This window comes from Candidatus Avelusimicrobium sp. (assembly GCF_056976295.1).
The window spans coordinates 25,407-43,109 of the sequence record NZ_DBMCTG010000002.1 but is presented as its reverse complement, the minus strand read 5'-3'; the positions used below and the strand labels follow the sequence as shown (position 1 = coordinate 43,109).

Annotated in this window: 12 protein-coding genes and 1 tRNA gene; 7 read left to right on the top strand and 6 right to left on the bottom strand. The window is 48.0% G+C overall.

The features are described from left to right. Positions 1-42 precede the first annotated feature (42 nt). Both ACZOTW_RS01285 and ACZOTW_RS01280 read right to left on the bottom strand, forming a co-directional pair. A tRNA-Arg gene (locus ACZOTW_RS01285) sits at positions 43-114 on the bottom strand. A gap of 250 nt (positions 115-364) precedes the next feature. Beyond that, positions 365-5,509 (bottom strand): MFS transporter, encoded by a 5,145-nt coding sequence (locus ACZOTW_RS01280; protein ID WP_483997275.1) that lies wholly within the window; start codon positions 5,507-5,509, stop codon positions 365-367. A 196-nt stretch (positions 5,510-5,705) separates the two neighbouring features. Here ACZOTW_RS01280 and ACZOTW_RS01275 point away from each other — a divergent pair, with 196 nt between their 5' ends. The 7 genes from ACZOTW_RS01275 to ACZOTW_RS01245 all read left to right on the top strand — a co-directional run bounded on the left by ACZOTW_RS01275 (position 5,706) and on the right by ACZOTW_RS01245 (position 13,630). After that, a complete protein-coding gene (locus ACZOTW_RS01275; protein WP_483997274.1) occupies positions 5,706-7,400 on the top strand; it encodes a diphosphate--fructose-6-phosphate 1-phosphotransferase in 1,695 nt (564 codons plus the stop codon). 92 nt (positions 7,401-7,492) lie between these two features. Then, complete coding sequence (locus ACZOTW_RS01270; RefSeq protein ID WP_483997273.1) at positions 7,493-9,553, top strand: Eco57I restriction-modification methylase domain-containing protein; 2,061 nt, start codon at positions 7,493-7,495, stop codon at positions 9,551-9,553. 23 nt (positions 9,554-9,576) lie between these two features. Beyond that, positions 9,577-11,370, top strand: coding sequence for a sulfatase-like hydrolase/transferase (locus ACZOTW_RS01265; RefSeq protein WP_483997272.1), 1,794 nt, complete (start codon positions 9,577-9,579; stop codon positions 11,368-11,370). 57 nt (positions 11,371-11,427) lie between these two features. Next, positions 11,428-11,781 (top strand): DUF805 domain-containing protein, encoded by a 354-nt coding sequence (locus ACZOTW_RS01260; protein ID WP_428039700.1) that lies wholly within the window; start codon positions 11,428-11,430, stop codon positions 11,779-11,781. A 51-nt stretch (positions 11,782-11,832) separates the two neighbouring features. Beyond that, a complete protein-coding gene (locus tag ACZOTW_RS01255; protein WP_483997271.1) occupies positions 11,833-12,627 on the top strand; it encodes a hypothetical protein in 795 nt (264 codons plus the stop codon). A gap of 14 nt (positions 12,628-12,641) precedes the next feature. Next, a complete protein-coding gene (locus ACZOTW_RS01250) occupies positions 12,642-13,232 on the top strand; it encodes a hydrolase (RefSeq protein WP_428037374.1) in 591 nt (196 codons plus the stop codon). After that, positions 13,229-13,630 (top strand): DUF805 domain-containing protein, encoded by a 402-nt coding sequence (locus ACZOTW_RS01245; RefSeq protein ID WP_483997270.1) that lies wholly within the window; start codon positions 13,229-13,231, stop codon positions 13,628-13,630. The genes ACZOTW_RS01250 and ACZOTW_RS01245 overlap by 4 nt, the downstream gene beginning before the upstream one ends. Positions 13,631-13,658: 28 nt before the next feature. Here ACZOTW_RS01245 and ACZOTW_RS01240 read toward each other — a convergent pair whose 3' ends face one another. The 4 genes from ACZOTW_RS01240 to ACZOTW_RS01225 all read right to left on the bottom strand — a co-directional run bounded on the left by ACZOTW_RS01240 (position 13,659) and on the right by ACZOTW_RS01225 (position 17,681). Beyond that, positions 13,659-14,030 carry a hypothetical protein gene (locus ACZOTW_RS01240; protein WP_483997269.1) on the bottom strand — a complete coding sequence of 124 codons (372 nt, stop codon included), beginning with the start codon at positions 14,028-14,030 and terminating at the stop codon, positions 13,659-13,661. Then, entirely contained in the window at positions 14,027-14,761 is a 735-nt protein-coding gene (locus ACZOTW_RS01235) for an SIR2 family NAD-dependent protein deacylase (RefSeq protein ID WP_483997268.1), read from the bottom strand. Before ACZOTW_RS01235 ends, ACZOTW_RS01240 begins: the two co-directional genes overlap by 4 nt. Positions 14,762-14,774: 13 nt before the next feature. Further along, positions 14,775-16,100, bottom strand: coding sequence for a hypothetical protein (locus ACZOTW_RS01230; protein WP_483997267.1), 1,326 nt, complete (start codon positions 16,098-16,100; stop codon positions 14,775-14,777). A 126-nt stretch (positions 16,101-16,226) separates the two neighbouring features. Further along, a complete protein-coding gene (locus ACZOTW_RS01225) occupies positions 16,227-17,681 on the bottom strand; it encodes an amino acid permease (protein ID WP_428039694.1) in 1,455 nt (484 codons plus the stop codon). Positions 17,682-17,703: the final 22 nt, after the last annotated feature.

Below are 17,703 nucleotides of genomic sequence, written 5' to 3'. Positions count from 1 at the left end.
TTTGGGCGCAAATAAAAAACCCGCTTCCGCGGGTTCTATATTTACCCCCAATAGGAATCGAACCTATATCCCCTGCTTAGAAGGCAGATGCTCTATCCATTGAGCTATGGGGGCGCAAATCTTTTTATATAGATTATTTTACAAAAATTTCACGCAAGATTCAAAGTTTTCTTACAGGACGGGGAAAGCAATATTCCGAACTTCTGTCAAATAATTCATTTCCCGGCTTATTGTAAATACAGATTTTTTCCAGAGAAAAAAGTCTCTTTGTCCGAATAAATATGGCATTTCCAAAAAATCGCCTGTACCCCACACGCAAAAACGCCCTCTAAAAAGAGGGCGTTTTAAAAGGCTTGCACTAAAATTACTTCTTTTCTTCCGGAGCCGGGGAAGCCGTTTGGGTCGGCATCGGCATAAAGCCGGACGGGGTTCCGTAGGGGGTGCCCTGTTGGGGGGTAAACCAATTATATGTTTGCCCAAACGCCTGGCCGTAGGAACCAAAAACGCCCTTGGTTAACCCAAATGCACCCGTAGGAATTTGCTTGGGGAATAAGCCAATACTAGGCGCGGCTAAGCCCATACTAAGCCCGATAGAGGTAAGCGGCATCCACAGCGAGGTCCTCGGCACCTCTGCGCGGGCCTCAATTCCGGCTTGGATATGTCCGTCCGTATAATGGCTGACCATTAACGGCACGGCAGCCAAGCCCGTTTGGGAAAGTGAAAACACCGTCATTGCCGTAGTAGCGGCCTTATCGCGTACAACAGCGGCTTCGGCTGCGGCAAGGCCTTTTGTGCGGGCGGCCACATATCCACCGCGAACCACGTTCATATTGGCCAATTTCTGCAAAGATTGCGTTACGTTGGCCGTACCCATACCGACCAAAGCAATACCCAAGAAACCGGGGCTTGTAAAACCGTCAAAGCCGAAGGTCATCATTGTAGCGCCGCCCAAAATGTTCATCCCGTAAGAAAGTTTCAGCATACGCTGATATTCCAAACCGGGGCGGAGCGGGTCTTTTAACGCACCCAAGAGTGATTTGGCACGCAAGCGCACCAAAAGCGGGAAGGCTACTACAGTGCCGCTTGTAACCAAGGCTACCCAGTTATTGCGGTTATCCTCGTGAATATTATTGTTAATCCAGTCAAATCCTTTTACCGACGGACGGATTAACTGGTTGGCCGCTTTGTTAAAGGTAGCGGCTTCAAAGCCCGTAAAGGTAAAGGCAGCAGCCGTCAGCGGCAGTAGTTCTTTACTGGCTAAAATCCGCAAGGAACCCCATGTTTCGCCCCATCCGTCTCGCATAAGGGTACGGGTATTCTGCCAAGCATTTGTCAGGGCCGGATAGAAACCGCCGCGCAAAGCCACGGGTTTAAATTTCATAAAACCAGCCACCTTGCCGATATTGGGGTCAATGCGTGAGAAATACAAACTGCCGAAGGACAACGCGGAAATCGTGCCCAACACCGGGAACGCAAGCGAAAAGTCCGTCGCGCCCGGGGCAAAAGTATTGGCTAAAATGGGGGGCAGTAACATTGCCATAGAACCCATATTTTTAAACGCCATACTGGTAAGCAGAGAACCGCCGCCGCCAATGCGGTCAATTAACAGGTTAAGCCCGGAGCGGTTTAAAGCGGAGGATAAACCAATAGCCGCGCCAGATACAAACAACGGCCAAATGGGGGGCAAATTATCCTCATTTACCTTACCGCCAAAGCCGGACACACCCGCAAACAAGAGGCCGCCAAAGGCCGTCCCCAAGGCAATTTTAACGGTTTTTAACGCACCGATTTTCATTACCAGCGGAGAAAACACCGGCGTCAGCAAAGACGGGATATACGGCAATGCAAGAGAAATCATTGTTTTATCCGTCTCTGTAATACGGTCTCCGTAAATATTTTCAAGAGGGGCAATTAAACTGGACGAAGCGGAACTCAAACTAAGCCCGGTGGCAATATAGAGTGGCACCAGTTTGCTGGGTGTACCCTTGACGGTCAGGTCAAAGCGCATACCCGCAGGGGCTTGGCGAACAATGTCCATAAACGGCTTTAACTGCGTTTTGCGCACCCCATAAGAGAAAGGGGAAAGTCCCGTCAGCAACTGACCGCCACGGTAGAAATTTACCGAGCCGGACGGGCCTAACACCATTTGCGCATCTTTCAAGCCCAAATAGGTATCAGCCTTTAAGGTAAGCGGCACAGAAACAAGTCCGCCCGCTTCCGTCTGGCGGAAAACCGGAATCGAGTGCGCGTACATATCTTCTTTACTGCGTGTTAAAATGTTTTTAAACGACCATTTGCCCGTTTCTGCCTTTTGTGCCTGGAACAAATTCCAACGGTTTACAAAGGGGCTCTTTAAGGAATTAAAGAAGCCGGGTTTTCCGGTGGAGGTCAGTTTCAGTTCAAAGGGAAAAGTTAAATTGGCGCGTTCTGCGGCCGCCGCAAAAGCGGGAATTTGGGAATCCGCCAATGTCAATTTAAAGTTACCGGGAGTAGTTACGCTTGATAAATCGGTACCAAAACCAAACTTCACCCCCGACTTGCCTTGCGTAAATACAGCGCGTTGATAGCCCGCCTTCTTCGCACCGCCAAAGCCGGACGCCACATATACATTAAGCGGCAACTCCGCCGGAGCGGCTCCGTCCTCCACCAGCACACTTGTACCCAAGGAGGCTACCTTTTGTTTTTTGGCCGGAGCGGCTTTTTCCGCCACAATGCCTGCCAAAGAGGTGGGAGCCTTAACAGAAGCATCCCCATTAAGCGCGTGCATAAGGGCCTGGCCGATTTTGCCATAGGTTTCTTCGGTTAAAAAGAGTTTATCCGCATCCATAGTTTGGGCCAAATTGCTCATAAAGGCCTTTTTATAGGAACCGCGCGAGAACTTCCGTTTGAACCAACTCTTGGCGGCATATTGCGCGTTTGTTTTTTGAATCGTTTGGGTAAGCAAGTTTGTAACATAGGCCGTTTGTTGGGCAGTAGGCGCACTACCCAAAGTAGCGGATAATAAACTGTTAAGGGCCACTCCGTCCGGCTGTCCATTGGAAAGAAGCGGACGACGTTCAAAAGAGGCTATATTTTCGGGCACTTTTACCGTTTTTAAATTCTTTACTTCCGCCGCAAAAGAGGCCGTTTCGCCCGGTTTATAGCCCGGCAAAGCGCCCAACTGGGAAATTTCTTTGGCTAACATCTGGCGGTAGGCACCGTCCGCGCTTACCGTGGTTAATTTGGCTAAGGTGCCGCGGTTGGCAAACGCGGTATTGGCACGCTGGGTGGCTGCGGCTAACGAGGCGTTAAGGCTGGCCACTTCGCCCTCGTTTAACACCGTGGGGTGTACCGCCGCCGGCTTTCCGACGGACAACACACCAACTTCGGCAGAAAATTTTAAATTGGAAGCCACTAATTTAGAGGCCGCCGGCACAAATCCTCCCGGAACTTTTAACAGTTCCGCCGTGGTGGGCACGGTGGCAAATTGCGGCAACTGCGCGAGCACAACCGGCTCCAACCCCTTGCGCAAGCGCACCGGGATATTGCGCATCGTGCGCAACGGTTTTACCACATTAAAGCGGCGGAGCATCATTGCGCGTTGGGTTACGGTAGCACCCGAACGGGCCATATTCATCGCCTTGTACATAGCACGGCCCAAGTTGGCTCCCTTTAAGGCGAGTTTGGAAATATCCACCAAACACCATACCAAAATGGCAATATCGGCATATTGCGCAGCCTTCAACCACCAGTTGGTGCGGTCCTGACGGACACGCTTGGCATTATAAGCGGCACTTCCGCGGCTGTAAGCGGAAATAGCATAGCCCGGTCTGGGAGCGCGCTTCTTGGCGGAAGAAGCATACACTTTATATAATTTTTGGTCTAAAAGCAGTTCACTTTCCGCGCTCAAATCGCCCATACTTTGCTTAAACAAATGCCGTGCCACGGCGGCAGAGGCGGAAAGACCTGTAATTGCAAGATATTGGTTAAAAAGGGCGCGGCGGGATTCCCAACCTTTACGGTTTTGAGAAGCCTGTTGGGGGGTAATCTGTACACTGCGTCCAAAGGAATCTAAATACGCACCGGGCTGTAAATAATTGCCTTGCGGGGTATAATTTTCTGCACCGCTTTTACCACTATGCAAAGCACCCGCCAGGAACGGCACAATACCCGTGCAGGCCATTTTATATTCATTTTTAAGCGTTACGGTTTTGGAAACATATACAACGCAGCGGTCCACCCCAAATTCTTTAAGAATTGCCAAACTTTCTTTACTGCCCTCCGTTGCCAACAATAAGGCCAAATCTTCCCACGCGTTACCAAAAGCGGCGGTGTTGGATACGTCCTTTGTCAACGGATAAACGGCATATTTGGAAACCTCGCCCAAATACTGCCCGTTAATATTTTTAAGCACATCTACGGCGGTCGTTACACTGAACAAATCTAAATGGGAAATATCCCGCTCTTTCTCGGTGGCGGAATGAATAAACCCGCGCAAAACGCCGTATTGCTTCATTGCCAAGAGAGCACTTGCGCCCGCCAGAAGCACCGGCACAGAGTATGCGCCCGCGCGCTGCTTCTCCATAAAGTTTTCCACTAATTGGGCATCCTGCACAGACGACCCCACCATACCAAGCCCCACTACCGCCGTAAGCGGGAAAGAACAGTCTTTATCACACTTGGCCGATTTTAAGGCATTCGTATATAAAGAGTGCAAGGTTTGCTTTTGTTGGGGGGTAAAAAAGGATTTTCCGTCGCGGGTGCGCAAGGGCAACACACGCAGGGACAAGGTCATTAACTTACGTTTGGCAAAGGGTGCTTTATCCTTTAAAACAAACAAATCTTTTACGGCTTGGAAAATTTGCTTTTCCAACCGTGCCAAAGAGTCCGCCTGCGCCTGGTTAAAAATCTTCTCGGCCTGTGCATTGCGTTTTTTGCTCCAAGCGTTTAATTGGGCAACGGAATCCTGCTGCCACTTATTAATGAGGGCTTCATTTCCTTTGCGCCACTCTTCCACTTGGGCCGTATCGTATTTGCCGGAGTCAATCATTTGGTTGGCTTGGGCCTTTAAATCCGCCTTGGCTTGGGCGGCGCGCTCGTTTACTTGGGCAAGTTGGGCTTTCTTCTGTGCGGCAGTATCTTTGGTCAGTTCCGTTTTAAAGGTGGCAAAAGCATCTTTGGCAGTTTTGGAGGAAAAGGTACTATTCGGATTTAATAAACCGTCTATCTGGATTAAACGGGCTTTGTCTTTATCACTTAGGCGGCCTTGGTCAATTTTATAGACTTGCTGTTGCAGGCGTTTTTCTTGTTCAATGCGGGGTAAAGAGGTGCTTTCTCGGGTGGAAACGGCTTCAAAAGTTCTTTGGTTTAGGGATTTATCTAATGCTTCTTTTTGCTTTTCGTTTAACTTAAAGCGGGGCTTTGATACTTGCGCCATTGCCGGGGAAGCAATATGGATAAAAAAACAAAAGGCAACAAACAAACAGGTAAAGCGTTTTAACAAATCAGCCAAAGCAGATAAATTATTCATAAATAGAAAATTCCCTTAATTAAGAAGATAAAAATTAGACATCCTCTTTATATTGTCCAACAAAACAGTTTTTTTCGCAAGGGCCAAAAGACCCAAAATGTTATTAATTATTTTATACTATTTTATTTTTCCCAATACACCCCGGGGGAATTTTGTATAATAAAGGTAAAGATTTTATCTTAACAGGAGAAGAGTAATGCCTACTAAACATACCGCTAAAAGCGTTTGTTCTCATCTTCAAAAGCACCGCTGCAAATACCAGCCTGTGCTTCCCAACATCCTCAAAAAAGGCCCCGCGGCCGTAAAACCCAAATTGGGTAAAGCGACCAAAAGCGTAGCCGACCAAGCCGCCGTAAAACGGATTTTCCCCAACACCTACGGCTTGCCTGAAATTACTTTTGTAAAAGGCACCAATACCGCCGCCTGCAAAAAGGCCGTGCGCGTGGGCGTGGTTCTTTCCGGCGGTCAAGCCCCGGGCGGACACAACGTCATCGGCGGTTTGCTGGACGGTCTTAAAAAAGCCAACGCCAAAAATAAACTTTTTGGTTTCTTGGGCGGCCCCAGCGGCATCGTAGAAAACAAATTTATTGAAATTACCCCGGCCTTGATGAAAGACTACCGCAATACCGGCGGTTTTGACCTTATCCAATCCGGCCGCACCAAAATTGAAACGGACGAACAATTAAAAGCCGCCAAAGACAATCTGTTGGCGAACAAAATGGACGCACTCGTAGTGGTGGGGGGCGACGACTCCAATACCAACGCCTGCGTAATTGCCGAATATTTAAAACAACAGGGTGTGGATATTTCCGTTATCGGTGTGCCCAAGACGATTGACGGCGACCTCAAAAACAAACAAATTGAAACCTCTTTCGGTTTTGATACCGCTACCAAAATTTATTCGGAACTCGTGGGCAATATTGAACGCGACGTCAATTCCGCACGCAAATATTGGCACTTTGTCCGCCTGATGGGCAGAAGCGCCTCCCACATTACGTTGGAAGTAGCCTTTAAAACGCATCCCAACGCAGTTCTTATCGGCGAAGAAGTATTGGCTAAAAAAATGACGCTCGGCCAAGTTGTGGACGATTTGGCTAAACTCATTGCCAAACGCGCCAAAGCGGGCAAAAACTACGGTGTGGTATTAGTGCCGGAAGGATTAATTGAATTTATCCCGGAAATGAAGGAACTCATCAGCGCGCTTAACGACTCGTTGGCCGAAAACGAAGCGGAACTGTCCAAAATGAACACCGTGGCTGAAAAGAAAGCCTTTATCATTTCCAAACTCCCGGCCAAACTCGCCGACCTGATGAAATCCCTGCCCGCCGGTATCGCCAGCCAGTTGATGCTGGACCGCGACCCGCACGGCAACGTACAGGTTTCCTTGATTGAAACCGAAAAACTTTTGGTGGAAATGCTCCGCACGAAACTCGCCGAAATGAAGAAGGAAGGCAAATACGACGGTAAATTCTCCGCCATTACGCACTTCTTCGGGTACGAAGGCCGCTGCGGTATTCCGTCCACCTTTGACGCGAACTATACCTATGCCTTGGGCTACAATGCCGCCGTTTTGGCACTCAACAAATGCTCGGGCTACCTTTCTTCCGTACGCAAACTGACTAAAAAAGCGCAAGATTGGGAATGCGGCGGTATCCCGCTGACAATGATGATGAACATTGAACGCCGCAAAGGTAAAGAAAAACCGGTTATCAAAAAGGCTCTCGTGGAACTCAAAGGCGAACCCTTTAAGCATTTGCTTAAAAACCGCGCCGATTGGGCCGAGTTGGACCTTTACACCTTCCCCGGACCGATTCAATTCTTCGGTCCCGACGAGGTAACTAACCTGACCACTTTCACCTTGCTCTTGGAACAAGGCAAAAAAGTGAAATAACGCATTTTATTATGCACCGAGGCGGGCTTATTAAAATGGCCCGCCTCCTCATTTTATATTCTGTGCCAGAATAAAGTAACGGATATTTTTATATGCTCCCGCGCACCCTTACAAACCTTTTGCTCCTTTGCCGGCAGGAAGATTACCCGCTGACAGGTTTGTATGCTGCCTTGGTCCATAAATTGGTGGGAGATAAAGCCCGCGCGTGGTCCGGTTTTCTGCCTAAAAAACCGGTTTTACCTCCGTGGCTCGTAAAAGCCCTAAATAAAACAGACTTTTCTCCCGCAGATTTAGGATTTTTGCAAGCCCTGTTACAATCGGACGGACGTGAAAAAGGTGTTTTTTATACGCCGGATACGGTAGCCCGCCAGTTGGCCGAGCAAACTTTGTTTTATGTTTTATGCCGCCAAGGCGGCTTACCTGCCCCAACCGCACAAGCCCTGCTAAACGGCACCCAAACGGCGGGGGGCAAAACGCTTATTTTTTTAAAAAATCTAACCGTATGCGACCCGGCCTGCGGGGCTGGAAATTTACTAATTCCTTTTGCGCAAAAACTGGCGAACCTTATCCATAAAGCCAAGCCGCAAAGGCCTTACGGGCAAATTTTAGCGCAAGTGGTCCGGCAGAATTTGTACGCGGGCGATATTTCCCGGCAGGCCATAGACACCTTTAAATTGCGCCTGGCTCTTTTAACTGACCTAACACCCCGCGATTTTCCTAATTTGCGGGTATTAGATGCCCTATCAGCAGTCAACGGCCAACCCATTTGGCAAACGGAATTTCCTGCCGTATTTACCCAAAAGAACGGATTTGATATAGTTCTTTCCAATCCGCCATACGTCGGGCAGAAGAACCACCGCGCCGTTTTTGAACCGTTACGCACAAATCCGCTTTGGCAAAATCAAATAATGCCGAAAAGTGATTTGCTTTATCTGTTTTTTCTTCTCGCGCTCAAAATATTACACTCGTCCGGCACCGCAGGTTTTTTGACCACCCCTTACTTTGCTACCGCGCAAGGGGGCGCTCTCTTGCGCAAAACCTTACGCCAAAATGCAACTTTTGTGCATTTGCAGGACTTTGGCGAACAGCGCCTCTTTGCCGCGGCCGGCGGACACCACAGTTTAATAAGTATTTTTGAAAAGGGCAAAAGCGAAACCCTCTGCACCGTAAATGGTATGCCCGTTCCCCAATATGCGCTTTTTCGCGGCCCCAATGATTATCTGCTTCTGCAAACCGGGGAAAATTTAAACAAGGTACTCGCCAAAATGGAAAAGGTTACGCGCACCTTAAAAGAGGTAGCCGCTGTTACAAACGGGCTGATGACAGGGTGCGACAAAATTTCTGCCGCCCACTTAAAAAAATTTACACTTCCCGGTATTAAAAAAGGCGACGGCGTGTTTGTTTTATCCTCACGCGAAAAAACAGGTTTATTTCTGTCCGAAACAGAAAAAACAAAATTAAAACCGTTTTTTAAAAATTCCGATATTTTTCCTTATGCGCCACGGCAGATTCCAAACCGCTGGCTGATTGATTTTTTCTATCCCGGAGATAAAAATACCGATTTTTCCCGATATTCCGCCTTGCGTACGCACCTGCAAAAATTTGCGCCCGTTTTACTCGCACGCAAGCAAAACAACAACGGTATAGACAAAGTTTTAAAGCGGGGGGAATATTGGTTTGGCTCCGTACGGCGAAAAATGAATTTTGATGCCCCTAAACTGGCCGTGCCCCAACGCGCCCCCAAAAACACCTTTGCCTATACGCCTGGGCCGTGGTATGCCAGTTCTGATGTGTATTTTATATCGGCCCCGCGCGGGGTTTCGCTATGGTATTTGCTGGCTTTGTTTAATTCTGCGCCGTATTATGCGTGGCTGTTTTACAAGGGTAAACGCAAGGGGAATTTGCTGGAACTTTACTCCGCCCCGCTAAACGATTTGCCCGTACCTTTTGCCGGGAAACAGGAACAGGCCGCACTTGAAAAACTGGCAAAGCAAATTTACACTTTAAAAACCAAAAATCAGCAGACAAATACGGAATTTTTGGAAAGCGAAGTAAACCGTCTGGCAGGTAGTGTATTGAGGCTGACAGAAACCGAATTGGCCCGATGCGTAGAGTTTTTACGTCGTCAAACCGCCAAAAAAGATATAATTTAACAAACCCTTTCAAGGACTTTTTTATGAAAATTAGAAACCTCTGTGCTTTTGTACTTATTAACTGGCTGGTGTGGTGCATTTTGTCCCTTTTTTATTTTAAAACAGGCGGCTTTTCGGGCGATTTTTACGGAAATCTCTTTACGGTATTTTTTATCCCGGGGCAAATGTCGCTCTTTGCCGCAGGGCTTTTTATATTATCACTTCCGTTCCGTTTAATCGGCCCGCGCGCACTGCAAGCCGCGGCTACCGCGTGGGGGGGAATTTTCTCGCTTTTTTTTGTACTGGACATTATCGTCTATTCCCAATACCGCTTTCACATTAGCCCTGCGATGTTGGAACTGTTTTTTGGGCCGGCCGGGCGGGAAATCTTTATGTTCCCGGCCGCTACTTGGGTAATGGCATTTGCGGGGTTGGTTATTTTGTTTGCAGCCGCGTGGGGTCTGACGCTAATCAGCAAAAAAATCACCTTGTCCAATAAAGCCCTCGTTTGGGCAAGTGTATTTTTGGTAATGATTTTATTTGTATATAACGGTTTATTTGCGTGGGCCAAGTTTATGATGGTTCCGTCCATTACCGCCCAGCGGGACAGACTTCCATTCGCCAATCCACTTTCCGCCAACCGCCGCCTGCGCAAAATGGGCTTTGAGCCTAAGCGCGAGCCGTATGCGCTGCCCGCACGCGGGAAATTAGCCTATCCGCTAAATACGCTTTCCTGTGCGCCGGATAAAAAGCAAAATGTGCTTATTATTTTGGTAGAATCGTGGCGCTCTGACAGTTTTACACCTGAAATTATGCCCCGTTTGACCCAATGGAGCAAACAAACAGGAGCCAACTATTTTGCCAACCATTTAAGCGGCGGAAATGCCACCGAAGCGGGCGTTTTTTCACTCTTTTATTCAATGCCCTATGCGTATTGGAACGATTTTACCAGCCGTCATCTGCCGCCCGTTTTGGTTAGCGAGGCGCAAACCCTGGGCTATACTCCCGCCATTTACAGCAGCGGCAAATTAAACAGCCCGGCCTTCCACCAAAATATTTTTGCCGCTATCCCCAATTTGCGCCTGGAATCCAAGGGCCAAACCAAATGGGAAAGGGATATAGATGCCGTAACGGATTTTGAAACCTTTTTAGATAAACACGACCCCAAGACGCCGTTTTTCGGTTTTGTATTTTTAGATGCTCCGCACGGCAGTGATTCACCCAAAGAGGACCAAATTTTTAAACCTGCCGGAGAAGCGATGAATTACCTTCTTTTAACTAAAAACACGGAGCCCACCCCGTATATGAACCGCTATAAAAACTCTCTGCACTTTACCGATAAAATGATAGACCGCCTGCTGACGGACTTACAAAAGCGCGGGCTTTTAAAAAATACTTGGGTTGTGTTGACGGGAGACCACGGACAGGAAATTAACGATACGCGCAACAATTTTTGGGGCCACAATAGTAATTTTGCCAAGTACCAAACGCACGTTCCGCTTTTTGTGTGGAGTCCGTCCGGCGCGCCCGCCCAAACGCTCACCTACCGCACTAACCACTATGATGTTGCGCCCACGGTTTTAACGCACGTTTACCGCTGTGCCAATCTGCCGGCTGCCTACTCTATCGGCCAAGACTTGTTTGACAGCACCCCGCGCCCGTTTAGCATTATTTCCAGTTACACCAAAAAGGCCGTTCGCACCGGGGACAAATTAACGGTAATGGATGCTTACGGGAACTTGGAATTTTACGACGAAAACTTTACCCCTATCTCGGACGGGGCAGACCCGGCCCAAATCGGGGAAGCGTTTAAAACCTTTGCCAAGTTTTACAAATAACTTGAAACGCGCCTAAAATTTGTGCTATAAATTAAGTAGTTGTTTAAAGGAGAAATTATGATTAATAAATATTTTTTGGATGTTTTTAAAAACCATTATGTAGATTTTAAAGGCCGCGCAACCCGCAAACAATATTGGCTGTATGTATTGTTTACGTTTATCGCCTTCTTGATTCTTGCCGCGGTGGTTAGTTTCTTGGGTAAAACCGGCAATATCATCTATACACTGTGCCAGTTGGCAATTTTATTGCCGTCCTTGGCTATTTTGGCCCGCCGCTTGCACGACACCAACAAAAGCGCGTGGTGGCTTCTTTTGAACCTCGTGCCTTTTATCGGTGGTCTTGTGTTGTTTGTTTTTGCCGTGCTTCCCAGCAACGAAGGCGAAAACCGCTTCGGTCCCGCCAATAACTAATTTATAAAAATACCGCTCCTACGGGGGCGGTATTTTTTTGTCCGAAAGGCTATGAGAACTTACCGTTTGGTTTTAGCGCTTGTTTTGTTGGCTCTTGTTTTAACAGGGGCCTATACGGCTTTTATGTATGTATATACCGAGCAAAAATTCACCTTGCCGGAACTCTTAACGGAGCCGTCCGATTATACCGTGGGAACGTCCGCCAAACAAATTTTATTTCTGCACCAAGTCAACACCCCGCGCCGAGCCAAGAAAAAAGAGGATAAATATTCCGGCTTTGAACTGGATTTAATGGCCGTGCCTGAAAAGAACGATAAAAAAATTTATGTGGCGCACGATGAAAAACAACTAAAAAAACACATAAAACCGGATGATATTTTTTCAGTCTTGCGTGCCCCGGCGGAAAAATATTGGTGGCTGGATCTCAAAACGGACCTCACACAGGCAGATATAGACTATATTTTACATACTGCAAAGGCTTATCATATTCCTACGGACCATTTGTATTGGGAAACACAACCCGGCCCTACGGCCCGCCTTATTAAAAAAAATAAACTCAACTTACTTTTACAACTACCGGAAGGCTTTGAAAATGATGAGCAAAGTGCCGCAAAACGGAACGCCATCAACGAAGCGGCCCTAAAAGAGTGGCAGGCATATGAACCCGCCGCCGTGTCGGCCAGTTTCGGCAAATATACCTATTTAAAGGCGTATTTTCCGCACTTGCCCAAGGCTATCTATTATTCCGCCACCATACGCCCCAGCCTAAAAAAAACCTTTATGAAACGCCATATGGCAGAGGACCACTCTGTACAGATTTTTATGTTAGATGAATATACTTTCTAGGAGTTTTTTATCATATGCACACAAATATTACGCGCGGGCAAGCGCTAAACCTGCTGAAAAAATACAATCAGGAGCCTTTTCACCTGTTGCACGCACTGACGGTAGAAGCCGTAATGCGTTATCTGGCAGTACAATTAGGATATGCTGACGAAGCAGAATTTTGGGGTTTGTGCGGGCTGTTACACGATATAGACTTTGAAAAATTCCCGCAAGAACATTGTAAAAAAGCGCCTGAACTGCTGGCGGAAATTAAGGCAGAGCCGGAACTCATACGCGCGATTTGCAGCCACGGCTACGGTATTACCGTGGACGTCAAGCCGGAACACGAAATGGAAAAAGTGCTTTTTGCCACAGACGAACTGACCGGGCTTATCGGCGCGGCGGCCAAAATGCGCCCCTCAAAAAGCACGCAAGATATGGAAGTTTCCAGTTTAAAAAAGAAATTCAAAGACAAAAAGTTTGCCGCCGGCTGTTCGCGCGACATCATCAAACAAGGGGCTGATATGTTAGGTTGGCCCTTGGAAGAACTGTTTGAAAAGACTTTGTCCGCTATGCGCGAAACGGAAAAAACTGTGCTAACCGAATCGGAAGAACTCACCAAATGAACTATTTAATTAATCCGTTAAAACGGCTATTTGATTTTAAGGGCCGCGCCAACCGCAAGGAATTTTGGCTTTTTATGTGTTGGTATATTGCCCTGATGCTTGCCGCCTGGTTTATCGTAATGTTTCTTTGTATGGCTATTGGCATTATGCTGTATAGCGATCCGGGAAGCCAAGAAGGGGTAGGCTGGATTGGCTGTATTATTTGTATTGTCGGCTCCTATTTAGGAGCATTGCTTTTGCCGCTTTCCCTGCGCACGCGCCGCTTGCACGATATCGGGATGAGCGGCTGGTGGCAACTTTTGCTGTTTGTACCCTACTTGGGCGGGCTTGCGCTGTTTATTTGTATGTTACTCCCTGGAACCGAGGGGGAAAACCGCTTTGGGGAACAACCCCGCTAAAAAAAGGCGGCTTACAAGCCGCCTTTTTTTAATGTTTTATAGACGTAAAAATAATCGTTCCTAATAGTAAAGCGGTAAGCGCAGTCCACACATACTGCCAATAATGGTAAGACAACCACACTAATCCCGCCACCAGCGCCCCCGCCACAACAAAAGGCACTACTACGGCGGCCCACGGAGAGTAACTTGGGCCGGTTTCGGCATTTAGCGCACACGCGACCAAAAATACCAAACCAACTAATAGGCCTACCACGATACCGCTCCCCAAAGCGGAAACCGTAAAAGGGACCTTCCAATAATATAGCCCCCTAAAAAATCCGCACAGAGCCAAGACTCCGACCCAAAGCACAATCCAAGGGTTTGCTTCCAACCATTCTAAAAAATCATCAAATTTTGTCATAATTTCATTTCCTTTTCTAACTCAGTAAAAAATTTCGTGGCCTTCATCGGGTAGTACAAATCTGTAATGCTCCCGGTAAAGGCGGAGGCTTGCGGGTTAACCTCTATAATCTGCGCGCCGAATTGCTTGGCGGTAAGCGGCAGACTGCAAGCGGGCATTACCTGCCCTGCCGTACCCACAATTACCATTACATCAGCATTTTGGGCCATTTCCAAGGAATTTTGGTAAGCCTTAACGGGGATACCCTCGCCATAAAACACAAAATCGGGTTTTAGTACCCCGCCGCAAAAGCACAGAGGGGGAACATTGTCTAAATTTACATCTTCTAAATTATATTTCCGCCCACAGGACAGGCAGGATAGCGTTTTAATCGTTCCGTGGAATTCCTGTACATTTTTAGACCCCGCCTTTTGGTGCAGGCCGTCTATATTCTGCGTAATCACACCCTTTAACAGCCCTTTTTGTTCCAATTTGGCAAGCACTTTATGTGCCGCGTTGGGATCAGCCTCGTCCATATCGGTAAAAAATATTTTCTTCATTTCTTCCCAGGACTCTTTGGGGTGGGTTTCAAAAAAATTAATTTCAATAAATTTTGGGTCGTACTGGTTCCACAAGCCGCCAGCCCCCGTAAAGGGCGCAATACCGCTCTCTACGCTAATGCCTGCCCCGGTAAACGCTACCGCATAGCGGGCATTTTTTATTAATTTTACCGCTTCTTTGATAGTTGCCATAAAAATATTGTACTTATTTATCCACGGAAAGGGGGGATTTTTCAGCAGCCTTGATTTCGGCGAAATATTGCACCGCTTGCGTGGGCTTTACCTGTATCCGGCGGACATGGGCCACACGACCCGAAGCATTGTATTGCACTTGCGCGGCTTTGTATTTTTTTCCGTGGCGCGCAATAATTAACCAAGCACCTTGCCGGAGGTTCCCCGGCAAAACCGCCCCGCGGGAATAAATTTCGTCCGCTGCTCCCAAGGAAACGGCGGCGGTGCGGGTGGTTTCGTCCAAAGCGTCTGCCTGACGGACACTTTCGTAAAGCATTGTCTTGGCGGTGGGTGAAACAGGCGTAAGGCTCCACCTCTCCACTAATCCCGGGCGCACACGCAATTTGGTGGGGATATTTTTCAATACCTTCTGCACCCCAGACACAAAGGTTATATCCTTTCCGCAAAAACTGGTAAAAGTACGGCTCGTATGCGTGTAGCGGTCCAAAAGGGTAATCAACCCGTCCACTTCGCTGCATCCCAAGGGGTCGTACAAACGCTTCATTATCCCGGAAACAGGCGTGGCGGTTTTGTACAGCGGGTCCACACCGGAACCCGTGTATTCGTCCGCCAGGCCAAAGGCGTGGCCCAGTTCGTGCGTAACCGCCGCCAAATAAGTAGGTCCGTCATAAGAGTACAAACGGTTTAATATCCACAAACGGCGTTGGTCGTCCGCCGCATAGGCGCCAGAAGCCACGCGCGATAATATTTTAGGAGCGTCCGTTAAGATATTTTTTTGCTCGGCGGAAAGCCCGGCTTGCGAAAGGTTTTCGTTATCATTTGGAATACTGGCGTAGTGCGTTTGCAGACAGATAAAGGGTTTAGCGGGGGACATTTGCTCGGTATAAAAAGAAGAAGTTTTATGGAAATGGCCCTCACAATAATTATTAGACACCAAAATCGTAATATCAGCCTCTTGCGCATTTTTGCGCGCCAGAAAAAACACCCCGGCCGCCGGGTGGTTGGATAAATCGCACGGAACTTCGGTAAATTGCGCACTTTTTAAAAGGGGAATAATATCCGCAAATTCCTTCTTTCGTCCTGCCGCTTCTATATGCAGGGCTACACCGCGGGTCCACTCATTAAGGGCGGCCTGCGTTTGGCGTGTCAGGTCCGAAAGGGGGGCGGAAATCGTTTCAAAATCTCCCTTTTGCAGGCAATAGGTAATAGGCTGTTTTTTAACCAGTTTGTCCGCTAAAAACACCGTCCGTTGGGTGGATACATTTTCCAAATGCCCAAACGGAGCCGCCGCGGCGAACACCGATAAAAACAAAACGGATAAAGCAAGAAATATCTTCATAAATATAGTATATCCGCCTGCCGTGTCCGTCGCAAGGGTCCAAAGTCCTATTTTCTTTTAGGCCCTCAAAAGGCCGGGCGTATGGAAATACACCCGGCCTGCCTTGCGCTAAAACAGGTGCGCCTGTTAAATGCTTACAAGCCCCCGTGCAAAGACATATACCGCCGTCAGCGCAAAAAGCACTAAAAGCGTGCAAACGGCCTTTTCGCCCGGTGTAAAAATATTTCCGTCATCGGTCTGCTGGCACCGCGCCCAAATAAATACGGGAATCCCCAACGCCAAAAAAATCACTGCCAGGAACAAATATTTAAGCCCTGCCGCATATACAAGCCACAAGCCGTAAAACGTCCCCAAGGTGGACGTAAACAAAGCCGCCGCCCGGCCCGTTTTACTGATTTGGGCAAATTCGCCGTCCTCAGTCATCTTCCATAAATAGGCCGTACTTGCCAAATACGCGGGCAGCACCATTACGCTGGTAATGGAAAGCATTGTATTCCAAGCGTTGCTTGCAAAATATACCATTAAAATAGCCAGTTGCATAAGCGCACTTGTAACCCACAGGGAAACAGACGGTGCGCCATTTTTATTTTGCACGGCAAACTGTTTTGGGAAAGTACCGTTTTCCGCCGCCGCGGCGGGAATTTCGGCGCAAATCATTGTCCACGCCAACCAACTGGAAAGCACCGCAATCAACAGACCGATGTTCATCACCCACGCACCCCACGGGCCGACTACTTTTTCCAGCACACCCGCCGTAGAGGGGTTGGCAATCGCCGCCAGTTCCTCTTGCGATAAAAAACCAAACGGCAAGATCGAAAGCCCCAAATAAATAACCAAGCATCCCAAAAAACCTAAAAAAGTGGCTTTACTGACAGCCGCCTGGCTTTTAGCCCTGCCGGACAGTACAACTGCGCCTTCTATACCGATAAACGCCCAGAGGGTTACGAGCATTGTGCTTTTTAACTGCGCGCCCAAACTGCCCAAAGTTTTGCCGTCTTCTGCAATATGACCCCAAAAGTTAAAATCAAATTTATCCAAATGGAACACAAAAAGCATTATAAGACAAAACAGCAATATCGGCACCAACTTACCCACCGTACCGATAACGTTTAAAATAGCGGCTTGGCGCACCCCGCGCAAAACCACAAAGTTAAACACCCATATCAGCACCGAACCGCACACAATGGATAAAAGATTATTTCCGCCCGCGAAATACGGCGGAAAAAAATAATTCAGCGCATCCATTGTAATTACGGCAAAACCCACATTGCCAAAAATTTGGCACAGCCAATAACCCCAGCCAATCGTAAACCCCACATACCGCCCAAATCCTTCGCGGGCGTACATATACACACCGGAGGTTAAATCCGGCTTTACGCGCGACAATATGCTAAACGTATTGGCGATAAAATACATCCCGATACCCGTTACCAGCCACGCAATTAACACCGCGCCCGCACTGGCCCCGGCGGCCATATTTTGGGGGAGGGAAAAAACGCCTCCCCCGACCATTGAACTGATTACAATACAAGCCAGCCCGATAACCCCCAACTTGCCGGCAGTTTGTTTGTTTTCTCCCATATATCCCCCAAAACCGTTACAG

Excerpts from the sequence above, each read along its gene's own strand:
- ACZOTW_RS01240 (WP_483997269.1), bottom strand. The coding sequence starts at position 14,030 with ATGACAAAATTTGATGATTTTTTAGAATGGTTGGAAGCAAACCCTTGG.
- ACZOTW_RS01245 (WP_483997270.1), top strand. The coding sequence starts at position 13,229 with ATGAACTATTTAATTAATCCGTTAAAACGGCTATTTGATTTTAAGGGC.
- ACZOTW_RS01250 (WP_428037374.1), top strand. The coding sequence starts at position 12,642 with ATGCACACAAATATTACGCGCGGGCAAGCGCTAAACCTGCTGAAAAAA.
- ACZOTW_RS01265 (WP_483997272.1), top strand. The coding sequence starts at position 9,577 with ATGAAAATTAGAAACCTCTGTGCTTTTGTACTTATTAACTGGCTGGTG.
- ACZOTW_RS01270 (WP_483997273.1), top strand. The coding sequence starts at position 7,493 with ATGCTCCCGCGCACCCTTACAAACCTTTTGCTCCTTTGCCGGCAGGAA.
- ACZOTW_RS01280 (WP_483997275.1), bottom strand. The coding sequence starts at position 5,509 with ATGAATAATTTATCTGCTTTGGCTGATTTGTTAAAACGCTTTACCTGT.
- ACZOTW_RS01255 (WP_483997271.1), top strand. The coding sequence starts at position 11,833 with ATGAGAACTTACCGTTTGGTTTTAGCGCTTGTTTTGTTGGCTCTTGTT.
- ACZOTW_RS01260 (WP_428039700.1), top strand. The coding sequence starts at position 11,428 with ATGATTAATAAATATTTTTTGGATGTTTTTAAAAACCATTATGTAGAT.
- ACZOTW_RS01235 (WP_483997268.1), bottom strand. The coding sequence starts at position 14,761 with ATGGCAACTATCAAAGAAGCGGTAAAATTAATAAAAAATGCCCGCTAT.
- ACZOTW_RS01225 (WP_428039694.1), bottom strand. The coding sequence starts at position 17,681 with ATGGGAGAAAACAAACAAACTGCCGGCAAGTTGGGGGTTATCGGGCTG.
- ACZOTW_RS01275 (WP_483997274.1), top strand. The coding sequence starts at position 5,706 with ATGCCTACTAAACATACCGCTAAAAGCGTTTGTTCTCATCTTCAAAAG.
- ACZOTW_RS01230 (WP_483997267.1), bottom strand. The coding sequence starts at position 16,100 with ATGAAGATATTTCTTGCTTTATCCGTTTTGTTTTTATCGGTGTTCGCC.